Here is an 18,240-nt window from a genome sequence, read left to right on the forward strand (position 1 = left end):
TAATCAAAGGGCTTTTTTATAACTATTGTATAAATTATTTTAATTTCTTGCAGATTTTCTTTTTTCAGCTTTTGGACCAACTCTAGACATTGCACATCTAAATCCAATGTAATCTGTCGCCATATCTTGAGGGAAATATCTTCTTTGAGCAGGATCTAACCAATAAGCTCTGTCTCTCCAAGAACCGCCTTTATAAACTCTGACTTCATTGTTTATTAGAGTTGTTCTTTTGCTTGATTTGTCATATTGACGAACCATTTTCCCTAAACTATCTGTAGAAACATTATGTTTTGGAGAATTATACATTTTTCTTTCATCTTTTTCCTTACCAGTTTCAGACTCAGATGAACCAAAATTATAATATCTAGAAGACTGTTTGTCTCCATCTCTATAATTAATATTGTCACTTTTGTCGAAATTCTGTCTTAAATAAGTCTCGTTTTCATCAACAGGAACTTGAGAAATTTGTCCAGGGAAATTCCTAGCCATAACTTTACCGTTACTCAATGTGTCATACTTCATATTGTCTTTTGTAACTATGACAACCTTACCATCTTTTCCTATTTCATTTTTAGTGTACTGATTCCCTCTAAAGTAATTGAAATCATTCCACTCATTATCAATAATAGGTCTGTAAACATCGGCAACCCATTCTGCTACATTTCCAGCCATATCATACAAACCAAAATCGTTTGCTGGATAATATTTAACTACTTGAGTAATATCGGCACCGTCATCAGACCAACCAGCTATTCCTCCATAATCTCCATTTCCTTGTTTAAAGTTAGCCAATTGATCTCCTTTTGACTGCCTTTTCCCAGAACGAGTATAACTTCCTGACCAAGGGTATTTTTTTTGTCCTTTATAAATATTGTATTCTCTTTGTCCAACGTCAGCAGCTGCAGCATACTCCCATTCAGCTTCTGTAGGAAGTCTGTATTCAGGTAAAACAATTCCTGATGAACGTTGTGCGTAAACATTTTTTTGCTCTGAGACATTTCCGTTTTTACCCGCTTTAGGATTTTTCTTATCCCCTTTTTTCAAAACTATTTCTTCATTTCCTCCATAGGTCATTGTAGGGGCATTCAAATAAGTTTCAGTATTAAAAGTACTTTCTGCAGAAACATCCTGTGTTTTAGCATTCTTTTTAAGATAACCGTTTTTTTCAAGAATTGCTTCGTTTACACGTTCAGTTCTCCATTTACTAAATTCAACTGCTTGCATCCAGTTAACACCTACAACAGGGTAATTAGCATAAGAAGGGTGTCTTAAGTAATTATTTGTCATCGTTTCGTTATATCCTAATCTGTTTCTCCAAACTAAAGTATCTGGCGAAGCCCCTTCATAAATATTCTTGTAAATTTCTTCAGTTGGAGGAAAAACTTTTTTCAACCAATCTAAATATTCTAAATACATAAAATTAGTTACTTCTGTTTCATCCATATAAAAGGACTGTACATGCTGTTGTGTTGGAGTATTATTCCAGTCATGCATAACATCATCCTGTACTTTACCCATAGTAAAAGTTCCACCTTCAACAAAAACCAATCCTGGTCCTGCTACTTGTTTTTTACTACTGGAAGCTTTTTTACTGTCCACATTCCACCCAGTAGCTCTTGAAGCGCTTTTTGAGCTCGATTTTTTACTACAACCCGATAAACCAACAATCAATATCATTGATATCATCAATTGTAAGGTCTTAAATTTGTTTACTTTCATACTATTTTGTAGGTAACATTTTGGTGACGCAATATAATAATTAACAGTTAACACGCAAAGCCATTTTGCAATAATTATATGCATATGGCTTATATAACAAGAATCATATAAAGCAAACGCAAATTTATACTTTTTATTATTTAATTTCATAATAAATGATATATTTTTACTAGTTCTATTAATGCATAATAAACAATGAGAAAGTTACTTTTGTATAATTTATTCCTAATTTCATTTATTTCACATTCCCAGACAAAGGGGGAGGTGACTATTGACTGGATTGAAAAAACAGAAATTTCTTTTGGGAGCTATAAGGTAAATACGCCTCAGTTTTCCGGAAATATTTTCTCTTACGATCCTGCAAATAAGTCTATTTTTTTATCTGTAAAATTATCTGATTCTGGTACTTATAACGAAAATAATCTAGATGTTTACAATATAACTTACGAAACTATTTCAAAAAATCAGTTAGGTGATTTAGACTTAGACAAAATTCCAACCTCGATATCCGCAACACTTAAAATTGTTGAATCTAGAGAAGAAAAGCAGAATTTTATAATTCTTTCTCCTATTATAAAAGGGGCATCAAGTTTTTTAAAAATAAAATCATTTTATTACTCAATAAATAATAGCACAAGTAAACAGTATACTGACAAATCAACTTTCGTCTTATCTAATTCAGTTTTGGCCTCTGGAGAATGGTATAAGTTTTACGTGGAAAAATCCGGGGTTTACAAAATTTCAAAATCTTTTTTACAACAACTAGGCATTAATTTAAACAATGTCAATCCCAATACAATAAAAATCTTTGGAAATGGAGGCAAAATGCTCCCTCTATTAAATAGTATTTATTACCCATCAGATCTAACAGAAAATGCAATTCAAATAGTAGGGGAGAACGACGGTAGTTTTGATAACGAGGATTATATCTTATTTTACGCAGAAGGAGTGGACACTTGGAATGATGAAAGCAAAACTTTCAATAATTTATATGATACAAAATCTTATTATTATATTACCACCCAGGGTGAATACGGAAAAAGAATTTTAGAGATGACACTGCCTGCAGGAAACGCAACTTTGACTTTGAATACCTTTGACGAGCATCAATTTCACGAAAAAGATCTTGTAAACATTGCGCATTTAGGCCGTCAATGGTTTGGAGAAATTTTTGATTTCAATCAGGAGCAGGAATTCTCTTTTAATTTTCCAAATATCGACACTTCGACTCCTATAAAAATCAAAACGACTGCCGCGTCAGCCGCCTACACCTCTACCTCATTTAAAATAGCAGCAAATGGCCAGGAAATTGGAAATATCACTTTCCCTGCCCTTAACACAAGTTCAGACACCGAATTCAACACCGGAAACCTCCTTAACAACACCAGTTTCAATGCCTCTGAAAATATAAAATTAAAACTAAATTACAACAATAATGGAGTCCCTGGTTCAAAAGGGTTTCTGGACTATATTGAGCTTATAGCAAAAAGAAAACTTCAAGGATACGGTAAACAATTTCATTTTCAATACGATTTATCCAATTCAAATTTAGGAGTTGTGAATTATAGCATTTCAAACGCAAGCGGTATTTCCCAAATATGGGATGTTACTGACTTGTTCAATGTTAGCAAAATCGAAAATTCAAAACAAGATACTTTTTCTTTTAGTGCTAATCTGGGTGAAATTAGAAAATACATAGCCCTTGACGCGTCTGATTATTACACTCCTAAAAAAGAAAGTCAATCCAGAATTATTAACCAGAACTTAAAAGGAACGCTTTTCAAAAACGCTCAAGGCCAATTTGAAGACATAGATTATGTTATTATCAGTCCCGCTATTTTATCACAACAAGCAGAGAAACTGGCAAATTTCCATCGAATGAATTCAAATTTAACGGTAAAAGTAATAACTCTTGAATCCATATATCTGGAATTTTCATCTGGGAAACAGGACATTGCAGCAATTAGAAACTGCATTAAATACATTTATAATAATGCTTCTACGCCCTTAAAAAGAATCAAATATATAAATCTATTCGGAGACGCATCTTTCGACTATAAAAACAGAATTTCAAACAATAATAATATAGTCCCAATTTACCATGCGTTACATAGTAAGTCAACTGGAGAGGCTTCTTTTTCTTCTGATGACTTTTTCGGATTAATGGATGCAAATGAAGGGAATATCACTACGTTTTTTGGAGGAATAGATATTGCTGTAGGAAGAATGTTAGTCAACAATGCTAAGCAAGCAGATGAAATGGTTGATAAAGTTATTGAATACCATGACATAAAATCTTATGGAAACTGGAGAAATAATTTTGTAATGATTAGTGACGATTCTGACAAGCCTTCAGATGTGAGTCTGCAAACAAGGCAAAACAACCTCGCGGATATCATTAGTGCCGATAAGCCTTTTTTGAACGCAAGTAAAATAATATTAGATTCATACGCTCAAGAAGCGTCTGCCGGAGGATTTAGATATCCAAAAGCAAGAGCCGATCTGTTCAATGCTTTCGAAAAAGGAGCCTTGGTATTTAACTATTTAGGACATGGAGGAGAAGATGGGCTAAGCGCAGAACGTATTTGGGAAAAAGCAGACGGTCAAAAATTAAGTAATCAATATAGGTATCCCTTGTTTATAACTATAACATGTGAATTCTCTCGTTTTGACAACCCATCAAGGCCTACTGCAGGAGAGTACACTTATTGGAACCCAAAAGGCGGTGCAATTTCAATGATCACAACCACCAGAGCAATTGGTCAATTTAGCGCTGAAAATTTCAATGATAATTTATCAAAAAATCTTTTTGCTTTTGGTTCAAACCAATACAATTCTATTGCGGAAGTATTAAGGATATCTAAAAACAACAATCCAAATTCATCGACCAATGTAGTGTCCTATATAGGCGACCCAGCATTAATGCTAGCAATACCTAAACCAAATGTAAAGCTTACAAAGGTAAATGACGTTTCCGTAACCCAGCCATTTGATGATTTTAAATCATTGGCACACATGAAAATAACAGGGGAAGTAACTGATGAGAACAACATAGTACTTACTAATTACAATGGGGAAATTTCTACTACAATTTTCGATAAAATAATTCAAAGGGCAACAAATAATAATGACGGAAATAGTCCGCCAATAACTTTCAATACCCTGGGAGAAACTATTTTTAGAGGTAATGCATCAGTTACAAATGGTCAGTTTGAATTTAGTTTTGTAGTTCCCCGAGATATCCGTATACCATTAGCTAATGGGAAAATTAGTTTTTACGCAAAAAAAGGACAATTCCTGGACAGTAAAACAGGTTATGACACAAGTATAAAAATTGGAGGGATAAATGAAAATGCCGTTGCAGACAATATTAGTCCAAAAGTGAAGTTATATATGAATGACGAGACTTTTGTCTCCGGAGGCATTACTAATGAATCTCCATTCCTGCTGGCCTTTCTCGAAGATGAAAACGGGATAAATACCGCAAGCGGAATTGGACATGATATTGTGGCCATCCTAGACGGAGACGTAAACAATCCGTTTATATTAAATGATTATTATCAAACGCAACTAGATGATTACACAAAAGGGAGTCTTCGTTTTCCATTGCGTAATTTATCTGTTGGTTTACATACTATAACTTTTAAAGCTTGGGATGTTTACAATAATCCTATTACAATTGATATTCAATTTGTAGTTGTTGGTAACGAAAATATAACACTGTCACATGTGTTGAATTACCCCAATCCATTTGTCAATTACACGGAATTTTGGTTTACACATAACAGACCTTTCGAGCCATTGCAAGTACAGATTCAGGTTTTTACTATTGCCGGAAAAGTGGTTTGGACAAGAAATCAAATCATTACAACGGACGGATTTTTATCCAAAGACATCAGTTGGGACGGCAAAGATGATTTTGGCAACAAAATAGGGAAAGGCGTTTATATTTATAAACTGACTGTCAAATCGGCTTTAAGTAATAAAAAGACAGAAAAGTTTGAAAAACTTGTAATACTTTAATAAAATACTATATTTGTCCAATGAATTTCACAGTAATAATGAGAAAAATAATACCACTTTTAACGTGTTTATTTGCCGTTACTTTTGTAAACGCACAAGAAAACAATAGAGTTATAACTACAGGAGTACCATTTTTATTAGTATCCGCAGATGCTAGAGCAGCAGGAATGGCTGATCAAGGTGTCGCAACGGCTGCTGATGCTTTTTCACAGCAATGGAATCCAGCAAAGTATGCGTTTTCAACGGACAAGCAAGGCTTTTCAATAAGCTACACGCCTTACTTAATAGAATTAGCCAATGATATATCATTAGCTCAATTGACCTATTTTAATAAAATAAGTGACCGTAGTGCTTTCGCAGGGAGTTTACGATATTTTGGGTTTGGAGAGATTGAGTTAAGAGAAAATTCATTTGATGAACCAAGAATAGTTTCGCCTAACGAACTCGCATTAGACTTATCTTATTCTTTAAAACTAAGTGAAAAATTCTCTATGGCAGTTGCTGGAAGATATATTCGCTCTAGTCTAAAAGTAGCAGATGTAAATAATGATGCTTCCGCAGCAAATTCATTTGCGATCGATGTTGCTGGTTTTTATCAATCAGAGGAAATCGCTTATAGTGAATTTAATGGTAGATGGAGAGCCGGTTTTAATATTCAAAATTTAGGACCTAAAATCAGTTATGACAATGATGAATTCAGCACAAACTTTTTACCCGCTAATTTAAAAATTGGAACTGGATTTGATTTTATATTTGATGAGTATAATAAACTTGGAATAAATCTAGAATTAAATAAATTACTTGTCCCTACACCTCAAAATCCAGATTTAAATGGTGATGGAACAATTTCTACAGCTGAAAGAGCACAAAATTTTGACAACTACAGATCCATTGGCTGGGTTTCTGGAATCTTTAAGTCATTTGGTGATGCACCAGATGGTTTTAGTGAAGAACTAAAAGAAGTTACTTATTCTCTTGGAGCAGAATACTTGTACCAAGATTCATTTGCAATGCGTATGGGTTATTTCCACGAAAATGATTTAAAAGGAGCCAGGAAATTTTTCTCGCTTGGTGCAGGTTTCAAATACAACGTAGTCAAAGTTGACGTTTCTTATTTATTCTCTACTTCTAGGGTTAAAAGTCCTCTAGAAAACACCTTACGTTTTTCTCTTACGTTCAACTTTGGAGATAAGTATGAGCAATACTAAAACCTGAAAACAAACTAATTATAAAAATCCAAATTCTTGAAATAAGAATTTGGATTTTTTTTCCTTAAAAAATCATGAAAGAAATATCTATTACAAGCAAATTCTCAGTTTACGACACGATTCCTGATTTACCACTTGACATCCAAAACCTGATGGAACAAGCTGTTGATGTTAGAAAAAAAGCTTATGCTCCTTATTCTAATTTCAGGGTAGGGACAGCTTTACTTTTAGATAATGGGGAAATAGTTTTAGGCTCTAACCAAGAAAATGCTGCCTACCCATCCGGACTTTGTGCGGAACGTGTTGCTATATTTTATGCAGGTGCAATTTACCCTGAAGCCAAGATTTTAAAAATGGCAATTACAGCAGCTTCAGATACTAATACAACAAAATCTCCAATCCCACCTTGTGGCGCGTGTAGACAATCTATTGCTGAATATGAAACGAGACAGGACGTCCCAATAGAGATTTATTTTATGGGAGAATTAGGGGCGATTTATAAATCAGACTCTCTTAAAAACCTATTGCCTTTTATGTTTGACAAAAACTTCTTGTAAAATACCTAAAAATTAGCGTTTAAATTTTACTTCTTACTTGGAATGTCTTATTTTTGCGATTCGCAAATTGTGGGAGGAAACTATTTTGCGTTATAGGTACTAATTGATTAAACAATAAAAACTTTAGCAAAAGAACATTTGAGATGAAAGAAGTTACAAAAGAGGTTTATTTAAAGTGGTATGAAGACATGCTTCTTTGGAGAAAGTTTGAAGACAAACTAGCAGCACTGTACATACAACAAAAAGTTAGAGGATTTTTACACTTATACAATGGTCAAGAAGCTGTACTTGCAGGTGCATTACACGCTATGGATTTGACAAAGGACAAAATGATTACTGCGTATAGAAATCACGTACAACCTATCGGAATGGGTGTTGACCCAAGACGAGTTATGGCTGAACTTCTAGGTAAAGTAACAGGAACTTCTAAAGGTATGGGTGGATCTATGCATATTTTTTCTAAGGAACACCGTTTTTATGGTGGACATGGAATCGTAGGAGGTCAAATCCCTGTAGGAGCAGGTTTAGCTTTTGCTGATAAATATTTTGAAACTGGTGGTGTTACAATGACCTATTTTGGTGATGGTGCAGCAAGACAAGGTTCTTTACATGAAGCTTTTAATATGGCAATGTTATGGAAACTTCCTGTTGTTTTTATTGTTGAAAATAATGGATACGCAATGGGTACTTCTGTAGAAAGAACTGCTAACCATACAGATATCTGGAAACTAGGTTTAGGGTACGAAATGCCTTGTGGACCTGTTGATGGAATGAACCCTATTAAAGTTGCTGAAGCAATGACTGAAGCTATCGAAAGAGCTCGTCGTGGTGACGGACCTACCTTCCTTGAAATGAAAACGTATCGTTATAGAGGTCACTCTATGTCTGACGCTCAACTATACCGTACAAAGGATGAAGTTGAAGAATACAAAAAAATAGATCCAATCACTCAAGTTTTAGATGTGATAAAAGATAAAAATTACGCTACAGCAGAAGAAATTGAAGTTATTGATAAAAGAGTAAAAGATTTAGTTGAAGAATGTGTGACATTTGCCGAAGAATCTCCTTACCCTGAAATTCAACAATTATACGATGTAGTATACGACCAAGAAAACTATCCATTTATACCTCATAAATTATAATCAATTATGGCAACAATTATAACAATGCCTCGTTTGAGCGATACTATGACGGAAGGAACGGTAGCAACTTGGCTTAAAAATGTAGGGGACAAAATCGTCGAGGGTGATATCCTTGCGGAAATTGAAACTGACAAAGCAACAATGGAATTTGAATCTTTCAATGAAGGTACACTTTTACACATTGGTATACCTGCGGGTGAAACTGCTCCTGTAGACTCTTTATTAGCTATTATTGGTAATGAAGGTGAAGATATTTCAGCACTATTGTCTGGCGCAGCTACAATCGCTGAAGCTGTAAAAGAAGAAACTGTTATTGAAGACAAAAATGAAACTTCAACTCTATCCGCGTCACTTCCAAATGGAGTTGTAGTGGTAACTATGCCTCGATTGAGTGATACAATGACAGAAGGAACAGTTGCTACTTGGTTAAAAAAAGTAGGAGACAAAGTAAGTGAAGGAGATATTCTTGCTGAAATTGAAACCGACAAAGCAACAATGGAATTTGAGTCTTTCAACGAAGGAACTTTATTATACATAGGAATTGAAGAAGGAAATGCCGCCCCTATTGACAGCTTATTAGCAATAATAGGACCTGAAGGAACTGACATTTCTGGAATTGCTGGTAATTTTAAAATTGGAGGTTCTACTGTTGCACCAAAAACAGAAGAATCAAAAACTACTTCAGTAGAAAATACAGTTGAAGCAGTTACAATTTCTACGGATGGAAAAAGAATATTAGCTTCTCCTTTAGCAAAGAAAATTGCTTCTGACAAAGGAGTTAATCTTTCTCAAGTAAAAGGATCTGGCGAAAATGGACGTATCATAAAAAGCGATATAGAAAATTTCACTCCAAGTGCTGTTACAAGTGCTCCTGCTCCTCAGACGGTAGCAGCAGTGGTTGAAAAAACAAACGCACCTGCACCAAAAGTTTTTGTTCCTGTTGGAGAAGTATACTCTGAAGAAATCAAGAATTCGCAAATGCGTAAAATCATAGCAAAACGTTTAGCTGAATCTTTATTTACAGCACCTCATTACAATTTAACTATAGAAGTTGGAATGGATGAAGCAATGAAATCAAGAGCAATAATAAATACCGTTCCAGATACGAAAGTATCATTCAATGATATGGTTATTAAAGCTTGTGCTATGGCATTGAAAAAACACTTGAAAATTAACTCACAGTGGAAAGAAGATGCTATTACAATCAATCATCATGTAAATATCGGAGTAGCTGTAGCTGTTGAAGATGGCCTTGTAGTTCCAGTATTAAAATTTACAGACACTATGAGTTTATCACAAATTGGTGGAAATGTTAGAGACCTTGCAGGAAGAGCTAAAAACAAGAAATTATTGCCTTCAGAAATGGAAGGAAGTACATTTACTGTTTCTAACCTTGGTATGTTTGGAATTACAGAATTCAATTCGATAATAAACCAACCAAATTCAGCGATCTTATCAGTAGGTGCAATTGTTGAAAAACCAGTTGTTAAAAACGGCCAAATCGTTGTGGGTAATACAATGATGTTGTCTTTAGCTTGCGATCATAGAACTATTGACGGAGCGACTGGAGCACAGTTTTTACAAACTTTGAAACAATATATTGAAAACCCAGTTACTATGCTGGCGTAATTTTCATTTATAATAATTAAAAAATCCCGAATTGATAATTTTCAGTTCGGGATTTTTTATTTCGAAAAAAATTATCTGATTTTATTCTTTTCTTCTATCCATTTAGACATATACTTAGTACTTCTTATGGTATGATGTTGAAGTAATCCACCAAAAAAATTATTACTTCGATGTTGTTTTAAATTCTTTAGTAAATCAAAAATCGAATCCATAAAATCCAAGGCAAATATATTTTTTGAATAACATTCGTTTATAATAGCAATACCTTTTGATTGCATATCACTCCAAAGTATTTTATTTTGATACAACTCAATAGCGGATTCAGCAAATTCCTGAGGATTATCGTGTACAAAGCCATTCCAATGCAAATCGGCGTGCATTGACTCAGCTCCTATAGTTGTAGTTACACTAGGTGTTCCACATAACATCGCTTCTACTAATTTCCCTTTAAGGCCAGCTCCAAATCGTAAGGGCGCCAAAACAACACGAGCCTCTTTAACTACTTGATTTGCATCTATAGCACGTCCCATTATATAAAAACCTTCTTTAGGCTGATGTAATTGTAACACTTTCTGAGAAGGGTATGCGCCATAGATGTGTAAAACTCCTTCTGGATAACGTTTCTTAATTAATGGCCAAATAGTTTCTTTTAAATATTGAACCGCGTTCCAATTAGGTTCGTGAAGAAAATTACCTATAAATATAAAATTATTTCTTTCTTCGAATAAAGGAAGATTATAAAGTGTATCAGAATTTATGGAATCCAATAAAAAAGGTAAGTAATAAAGCAATGAATTGTCAATTTTAAAAACCCTTTCTAATAAATCGATTTCATATTTAGAAATCATCAATGATAAATCACAACGCAATATGCTTGCTATTTCACGTTTGGCAACATCCTCACTTAATAAATCAGATTCTTCAAACACTCGATTATTCTTAAAAGCATTTTGACGAGCTAAACGCAAACAATGTAAGTCTTCGGTATCTAATAGACGTAATGCATTTGGACATATATCAGCAACTCTCCAGCCAAATTGTTCCTCCATCATAAACCTGTCAAATAAAACTACTGTAGGATTCAGGTCTCTTACAAAAGAATCAAAACTAGAACAGTTTAAAGCTATTGTACATTTATTGACTCCTATATCTTTGAGATTAATCATGAACTCACTGTCTAATGCCGGGCTCGCAAAAGTAACTTCAAATCCTTTATTCTTAAATAAAGAAATTAATTGTATCATTCTTGTACCTGCAGCAGAGGAGTTAGGTTCAGGCCAAACAAACCCAAGTATTAAAAGCGAATTAGAAGAATTCATATTTATATATTATTATAAATGCAAAATAATGCTATTAAAATGTCATTCCATTGATTTCTTGAAAAAATCAAACATAAATTCTTAATTTTGCAGTACTAAAACTAAAATCAAATGTTAGGATTAAAATTAGCAACAGACCCACGCTGGGTAAATATAGTAGAATCAAACATAGAAGAGATTTTGACAGATCATGCATGGTGTGAGCAAAAAGCAGCTTCAAATGCAATAAGCCTTATCACGTATAATTCTGAACTGGAAGAACTAGTTACTGAACTATTGATTATTGCAAGAGAAGAACTCGAACACCTGCAAATGGTACATGATCTTATAAAAAGTAAAGGTTTAACTTTAGGACGTGAACGAAAAGACCATTATGTAAATGAACTTTTTAAGTTTATGAAAAAAGATGGAAGTAGAAAAGACGCCTTATGCGATCGTTTACTGTTTTCAGCTATGATAGAAGCGAGAAGTTGCGAAAGATTCAAAGTATTGTCCGAAAACATAAAAGATCCCGTATTAGCCAAATTTTACCGTGACTTAATGGTCTCCGAAGCGGGTCATTATACTACTTTTTTAGGTTTTGCCCGTAAATACACAGATAATATAGACGTAGATAAACGTTGGAAAGAATGGATTGATTTTGAAACATCAATAATCACCAACTACGGAAAACAAGAAACAATCCACGGATAATAATCTTAAATACTGTTCATAAAAAAAGGGATGTCTTTAAAACATCCCTTTTCTGTATTAAAACTGAAACTTATAAACTTTTAATTACAAATTCACTTCTTCTATTTAATTCATGTTGCTCTTCAATACAAGATTCACTTGGTTCACATTTTATGATCTGAACGGTTTCCCCATATCCTTTTGCGAAAATTCTTTTTTCAGGAACACCTTGATTTATGAAATATTCTCTTGTTGATTGTGCTCTGTTTGAAGAAAGATTCATATTGTACTTACCATTCCCTCTATTATCAGTATGCGAACCAATCTCAACAACCATTTCAGGATATTTTTTCATAAGTTCAATAACGCGATTTAAGATTGGTTTTGATTCTTTACGAATGTACCACAAATCATAATCAAAATAAATCGGATCTGTTTTTATGACCAATTGATTTTTGACTTTTACAACATCTTTTTCCGCTGCTACAATACGGTCAACCTTCTCTTTTTTCTTGATTTTAGCAGCCTCAATTTCATTTTTAGCAGCAATTAGTTTGTCCTGTTTCTCCTTTTCAATCAAAGCCAGTTCCTCTTTTTTCTTTTGCTCAAGCAAAGCCAATTCCTCGCTTTTTTTCTTCTGAAGGGCTAATTCTTCTTCGTTTCTGATTGTTGTCATTGATTTTAAAGCCATAGACGCATCATTAACACGATCTCTTTCTTTCCTGAGGTTAAATGATTTTGAATCTTTTGTATAATCTTCTTTTGCAGCAAAAACTGAATAGACTGATTCACAGGCAACGGTAAAACTGAACTTTCCGTCTTGTGTAGTCACAATTTTTTGAATTTCAACTTTATCTGCATTTTGCAGGCTGACAAAAGCATTTTCTAAAGGCAGTTTTGAATCTACATCAGTAATAACTCCAATAATTAATTGCTTACAATCTTCTATTAATAAAGGTTTCGTTTCCTTTAGTTTGTAAATATCATCATTACCCTTTCCGCCCACTCTATTAGATGCAAAATATCCTAGTTTTGTATCCGAATCAATGTTAAAAGAAAAATCATCATAACCGGAATTTACCGGAAGCCCTACATTGGATGGTTCAGAAAAAGTATTGGCTTGTATTTCAGTCACAAAGACATCTAATGATCCATATCCTGCATGCCCATTGGAAGAGAAATACAATTTGTTATCTTTTGACACAAAGGGAAATTGTTCTTTTTTGTTCGTGTTTATCGCATCACCTAAATTTTCGGGAGTCCCATAATCCGCCCCATTAATAGTCACACTGAAGATATCAAATGAACCCAATGTACCTGGCATATCTGATGCGAAATACAAGGTTTTTTCGTCATAACTCAATGCAGGATGTTCAACCGAATAATCATCACTATTAAATGGAAGTGATGTAATATTCGTCCATTTATTATCCACAAATTCAGCTTTAAAAATTTGTAGATTTGAAATTTTATCCTTGTTTTTACCTCTTCTCCCCTTTTTGTAATTGTTTCTGGTGAAATAAATAGTTTTTCCATCTTTTGTAAAAACAACATTTGCCTCATGCATGGATGTGTTTATTTGTTTAGAAAAATAATTTACTACAGAATCATTCGAATTCGAATTTTCTAATGGTATCGAGACTAAATCAAGATATTGTTCATTGTTCCATTTGTAAATTTTATCAAATAAACCTGTCTTCTTTTTCACGCCTGAAAAAACCAGGTTTTGTCCTTGTTGCACCGCCCCAAATTCTGAATTTGCAGTATTTATGGCTAGATTTTTCAATTCAAATCTTGCTCCAATTGCCGACACGTTTTCAAGTGTAGAATTACCTTTTTCGAAATTCATCAGCTCCTGTCTGTTATTTGAACTAATGAGATAATTACGCATAACTGTATTTGCCTCATCATAATTACCCGTTGCCTTCAATGTTTGAGAATATCTAAAATAATATTCTTCTTCCAAATCGTTACTGAATCTTGAAATCAAACTGCGGTACTGCCTTTGGGCATTTGCGTAATCATTCGTATAATAATAACAATCTGCTAAGTTTTTTAATACTGTAACAGAATGATTTTCCTGAATAATATTTTCATACAAAGGGATTGCATCGCTGTAATAAGTTCTTTCAAAAAAGCGTTTGGCCCTTTGCAAATCTTGCGTTTGGGCATTTATAAGTTGTACTGAAAATACAATTATGATTATGAATACTCTTTTCATGTTTTTTATATATTTTAAAAGAATCTTGGTGATTTGTCATATCCTTTGCTTAATAAATCTAAATTAAACAAAACAAAAATTTCATGCGTACCGGAATTAAACTGTCCTAAATTAGAAATGGTATAATCATACGCATATCCTATTCTAATGTTTGGAGTTGCCTTTACATTCATCAAAGCACTTACTGCATCACCAAATCTATAGGATGCACCAAATTCAAATTTATCATTATATAGCACATTGGCAGAAAGGTCTAAAGTTACCGGTGCTCCTTTCACAAATTTCGACATAAATGCAGGTTTGAATCTGAAGGAATCAGATAACGTGAACACGTAACCACCGGTTAAAAAAGCATGGATATTTTCTGAACCATAGTCACTAATTCCAGAACGCTTTTCAATATGTTTCGAATTAAGAAGATTGGGCGCTGATAATCCAACATAATAGTCATCTGTAAAATAATAAGCGCCTATTCCAACATTTGGCTTAATAAAATCTCTGTTTTCAAATGCGAAATCCGGCGAAGTACTCTCAAACTTAAACCCATTAAAATTGGTTTGCAGGGAAGATATTCCTGCTTTTAATCCTAAAGAAAGCTTGTGATTATTATTAAGTTGAAGCACGTATGCAAAATCTGCAAAAAAGTTGTTTTCTTTTTTGGCTCCATCCCCAATATCATCAGAAATCAGGGAAAATCCCAATTCAACTTTTTTATTTACAGGAAGGTGCCCAAACAGAGTCATTGTTTTTGGAGCTCCTGTCGCACCAACCCATTGCGTTCTATATAACATCCCTACATCTAGTATGGATTGTTCTCCTGTTGCATAAGCAGGATTGACCACATTCATGTTATACATATATTGGGTGTATTGCGGGTCTTGTTGAGCTGAGGCATTTATTATAACAAATAAAAAACTTACAATCAGTATTGTTTTTTTCATATAAAATTTAGTTTTAGGTAATGATGAGCATTTATCGATTTAAATAGAGGCGCCCTTGATAAGGTGATTTGTTCGCTTTATTAAAATTGATAATATAAAAATAAACCCCGTTTGGCGAAAGTCCATCTATCCCAATATTAAAATCGGAATTTTTCCCATCCCATTCTGATTTAAATCTATTGCCATCAAACATTAGATTTCCGTATCTGTTGTAAATTTCCAAAGAATAATTTGGGTATATAAATTCAATATCTGGAATTCGGAAAGTGTCATTTACCCCATCTCCGTTTGGAGAAAATCCGTCAGGAATAAAAAATCCAGGAGGCACATTACAATTAGTAAGGGATACGGTTACCGCAAAAGCATCCGAGTAACAATTCGTAGCTCTTGAAAAATAAAAACCATAGTAAGTATGAGCATCTTTAAGCAATGTATTTTCAGCCACTTGATTTCCATTCACAGGAGCATCAAACCAGGATAATGTGCCGTTTGAAGTCGTATTTGAGGACAAATCAAGCAAAGTAGGTTTATCCAATCCACAGAAATTTTGCCCCCCTTGGATTAATGTTGGCGACTGCTGCTCATTTATCACAACGACAGCCAGTACTCTTCCAGATTCACATCCAGTAACGGTATTGACTTCTTTTACATAATAATCCCCCGAAACTAAAAGAGTACTACTAGTTAATACTGCTGTACTTGCTGCCGAATTGAACCATTGGTATTGCGACCCTTGTGGAGTTAAATTGGCAATTGTTTTTTTATCGTTTTTACAAAATATTTCATTTTTCGTTATTGGTACATTTGGAATTGCATTAATTGTAAAATTTTTAGTTCCATTGGTTATCGTGGCTACACAACCACCACCATTATCAATAATACCTGTAATTAATAACGACGTAACGCCTATATTGACAAGTAAATTAGCCGGAATAACATAACTGGCATTCCCAGAGCTAACCGGCAACACCAAAGATTGATTAACAGCAGTATTTGCTCCGGTAAGATCATAATTTAAAGTTATATTTGTCAAGATTCCTAATCCTGAAAACGTTACAGTTGCAGGTTGAGTTTTACAAATATCTTTAACCTCAATCTTTAAATTAGGAAGATCAGTTAATGGTTTTATGACAAAACTTTGAGTTGCAGTTGTAGTATTAGTACACCCTGTAATTAGATTTGTGATTTTTGTAATTAGGATTGTAGTATTCCCAATATTTGGAATTAAACTAGCTGGAACAACAAAATTAGCCAAACCACCACTAACTGTAAAAACTGCTTGTTGAGCCACAGCCAAATTACTTCCTGACAAATTATAGACAATATTATAATTACTGTTGGATAAATTAGTGTTACCAGAAATTCCGACCGTCGCACTAGAACCTTTACAAACAGGATTAATGGTTAGTGTTGCGGTATTAATTTTCGGTAAAGGGTTAACATTTAAATCATCTTTAATTGTGCCAATTATATTGGTGCAAATACCTAAACTTGCATTATTTACAATCCTTGTTATGTTTATCGAATATTTACCTACTTTTGGAAAAAGAACTCGATTAATATCAAAATTAAAAACACCGTTGATAAAGCTGGAAGTTGTTGTAATCGAACCCGCTACCCCTGAAACAGTATAAGTCACATCATATGTACCATTTGGTATATTCTGGGTAAGTTGATTTACTTGTGTGAGAACCGCACTATAGGTTGCCGTAGCAATTTCTTCTTCACAAATATCAGAGTTTACCTCAAGTGTAGCGCCAGTAAAATCGAGTAGATCTTCAATGATGATCGTTACCGTTGCTTTTTTAATATTACAAATAGGATTATTGGGTAAAACAGAATAGGTAAAACTATAAGCACCTGCACCAAAAGTATTATACAAGTTCTGAACATTTACCCTAGAATCAAATGGACTGGATAATTCAACAGTACCGGTTTCTGTCCATAAACCACCAGAATCTGCTCCGCTCAATCTACTATTCAAATCTAAATCACTATACAAAGACAAATCATCAGAACTACATAATAGCAAAGGAACAGCTGTTCCTGGTTCCGGAGCTCTAAATATAGTTACATTAACGGTAGAAGATTGTGCAGGACAAGTTCCTATTGCGGGCATAGTATAGGTAAAAGAATATGTCCCCAATCCAGCAACTTTAGCATTAAGAAGACCGCCATTTAGTGCCCCTGTCCCATTATTATCAGACCAAACACCGTTAATTTGCGGTCCTAAGAAATTTCCGTTAAAGCCCTGAAATAAATTAAAACTTGAATCATCACTACATGCCGAAACATTAGGACTGGACACTCCTGAATAACCTCCTACTGTAACAGTTACAGTAGCAGAATTTATACATCCGCTACCATCGTTAACAGTATAGGTGTATGTGTAAACACCACTTTTATTAATAAGTTGAGCGTTTAATATTCCTGTAGTTTGGTTTAAACCTCCAGAAAAAAGGTCATCTTTCCAAGTTCCTCCTGCCACAGGAGATCCTAATAATTGATTAAAAAGATTTATGGATTGACTACTGGAATCTGTAATGTTACAAACTGTTAAACTATTATTATTCCCTGCACATTGTGCATTAATATTTGTTTTAGAGAAAAACATTACAATGATAATAATAAAATGTAAAAAGTAATCCTTTGGCGCGAAAAGTAATTTTAAAACCATAAATATTTCTTTAATTTTAATCAAAAATAAACTAAAATTAGTTAAATAAATTGCTTTAGGTAAAAAATCATAGGAAAATATTTAAAAAAAATCCTTTTAAATATATAAAGGTTCAAGTCTAGATGTTGTGGG

11 protein-coding genes are annotated in these 18,240 nt (G+C 33.8%); 6 read left to right on the forward strand and 5 right to left on the reverse strand.

Features of this window, described 5'->3' with window-relative positions; genetic code table 11:
- Window positions 1–39: 39 nt before the first annotated feature.
- Window positions 40–1,719, reverse strand: a complete 1,680-nt coding sequence (gene gldJ, locus FLAK523_RS06235; protein ID WP_248907622.1) for a gliding motility lipoprotein GldJ — start codon at window positions 1,717–1,719, stop codon at window positions 40–42.
- A gap of 195 nt (window positions 1,720–1,914) precedes the next feature.
- Here gldJ and porU point away from each other — a divergent pair, with 195 nt between their 5' ends.
- The 5 genes from porU to FLAK523_RS06260 all read left to right on the forward strand — a co-directional run bounded on the left by porU (window position 1,915) and on the right by FLAK523_RS06260 (window position 10,278).
- Window positions 1,915–5,742 (forward strand): type IX secretion system sortase PorU, encoded by a 3,828-nt coding sequence (gene porU / locus FLAK523_RS06240; RefSeq protein WP_248907623.1) that lies wholly within the window; start codon window positions 1,915–1,917, stop codon window positions 5,740–5,742.
- A gap of 38 nt (window positions 5,743–5,780) precedes the next feature.
- Window positions 5,781–6,950: a type IX secretion system outer membrane channel protein PorV gene (gene porV / locus FLAK523_RS06245; RefSeq protein ID WP_248908056.1), complete on the forward strand. Its 1,170-nt coding sequence runs from the start codon at window positions 5,781–5,783 to the stop codon at window positions 6,948–6,950.
- Window positions 6,951–7,024: 74 nt separating this feature from the next.
- A complete protein-coding gene (gene cdd / locus FLAK523_RS06250) occupies window positions 7,025–7,507 on the forward strand; it encodes a cytidine deaminase (RefSeq protein WP_248907624.1) in 483 nt (160 codons plus the stop codon).
- A 143-nt stretch (window positions 7,508–7,650) separates the two neighbouring features.
- The gene (pdhA, locus tag FLAK523_RS06255) at window positions 7,651–8,649 is read left to right on the forward strand and encodes a pyruvate dehydrogenase (acetyl-transferring) E1 component subunit alpha (protein WP_248907625.1); all 999 of its coding nucleotides are present in this window, start codon (window positions 7,651–7,653) and stop codon (window positions 8,647–8,649) included.
- Window positions 8,650–8,655: 6 nt separating this feature from the next.
- The gene (locus tag FLAK523_RS06260; RefSeq protein ID WP_248907626.1) at window positions 8,656–10,278 is read left to right on the forward strand and encodes a pyruvate dehydrogenase complex dihydrolipoamide acetyltransferase; all 1,623 of its coding nucleotides are present in this window, start codon (window positions 8,656–8,658) and stop codon (window positions 10,276–10,278) included.
- A 71-nt stretch (window positions 10,279–10,349) separates the two neighbouring features.
- On the opposite strand, the gene FLAK523_RS06265 is transcribed toward FLAK523_RS06260, so the two are convergent.
- Window positions 10,350–11,597, reverse strand: coding sequence for a glycosyltransferase (locus FLAK523_RS06265; protein WP_248907627.1), 1,248 nt, complete (start codon window positions 11,595–11,597; stop codon window positions 10,350–10,352).
- 111 nt (window positions 11,598–11,708) lie between these two features.
- Between FLAK523_RS06265 and FLAK523_RS06270 the strand changes: the two genes are divergently transcribed.
- Window positions 11,709–12,290, forward strand: a complete 582-nt coding sequence (locus tag FLAK523_RS06270; RefSeq protein ID WP_248907628.1) for a tRNA-(ms[2]io[6]A)-hydroxylase — start codon at window positions 11,709–11,711, stop codon at window positions 12,288–12,290.
- Window positions 12,291–12,360: 70 nt separating this feature from the next.
- Here the strand turns inward: FLAK523_RS06270 and FLAK523_RS06275 are convergent, their stop codons facing one another.
- From FLAK523_RS06275 to FLAK523_RS06285, 3 genes are read right to left on the reverse strand one after another with little or no spacing between them, the layout of a single operon-like run.
- Window positions 12,361–14,490, reverse strand: a complete 2,130-nt coding sequence (locus FLAK523_RS06275) for an OmpA family protein (protein WP_248907629.1) — start codon at window positions 14,488–14,490, stop codon at window positions 12,361–12,363.
- 14 nt (window positions 14,491–14,504) lie between these two features.
- Window positions 14,505–15,431, reverse strand: a complete 927-nt coding sequence (locus tag FLAK523_RS06280; protein WP_248907630.1) for a type IX secretion system membrane protein PorP/SprF — start codon at window positions 15,429–15,431, stop codon at window positions 14,505–14,507.
- A 31-nt stretch (window positions 15,432–15,462) separates the two neighbouring features.
- Window positions 15,463–18,108: a gliding motility-associated C-terminal domain-containing protein gene (locus FLAK523_RS06285; RefSeq protein ID WP_248907631.1), complete on the reverse strand. Its 2,646-nt coding sequence runs from the start codon at window positions 18,106–18,108 to the stop codon at window positions 15,463–15,465.
- Window positions 18,109–18,240: the final 132 nt, after the last annotated feature.

The organism is Flavobacterium sp. K5-23 (assembly GCF_023278045.1).
Lineage (GTDB): Bacteria > Bacteroidota > Bacteroidia > Flavobacteriales > Flavobacteriaceae > Flavobacterium.

Coding starts and splice junctions, on each gene's coding strand:
- FLAK523_RS06260 (WP_248907626.1), top strand. CDS start 8,656: ATGGCAACAATTATAACAATGCCTCGTTTGAGCGATACTATGACGGAA.
- cdd (WP_248907624.1), top strand. CDS start 7,025: ATGAAAGAAATATCTATTACAAGCAAATTCTCAGTTTACGACACGATT.
- FLAK523_RS06280 (WP_248907630.1), bottom strand. CDS start 15,431: ATGAAAAAAACAATACTGATTGTAAGTTTTTTATTTGTTATAATAAAT.
- porU (WP_248907623.1), top strand. CDS start 1,915: ATGAGAAAGTTACTTTTGTATAATTTATTCCTAATTTCATTTATTTCA.
- pdhA (WP_248907625.1), top strand. CDS start 7,651: ATGAAAGAAGTTACAAAAGAGGTTTATTTAAAGTGGTATGAAGACATG.
- FLAK523_RS06270 (WP_248907628.1), top strand. CDS start 11,709: ATGTTAGGATTAAAATTAGCAACAGACCCACGCTGGGTAAATATAGTA.
- gldJ (WP_248907622.1), bottom strand. CDS start 1,719: ATGAAAGTAAACAAATTTAAGACCTTACAATTGATGATATCAATGATA.
- porV (WP_248908056.1), top strand. CDS start 5,781: ATGAGAAAAATAATACCACTTTTAACGTGTTTATTTGCCGTTACTTTT.
- FLAK523_RS06265 (WP_248907627.1), bottom strand. CDS start 11,597: ATGAATTCTTCTAATTCGCTTTTAATACTTGGGTTTGTTTGGCCTGAA.
- FLAK523_RS06275 (WP_248907629.1), bottom strand. CDS start 14,490: ATGAAAAGAGTATTCATAATCATAATTGTATTTTCAGTACAACTTATA.
- FLAK523_RS06285 (WP_248907631.1), bottom strand. CDS start 18,108: ATGGTTTTAAAATTACTTTTCGCGCCAAAGGATTACTTTTTACATTTT.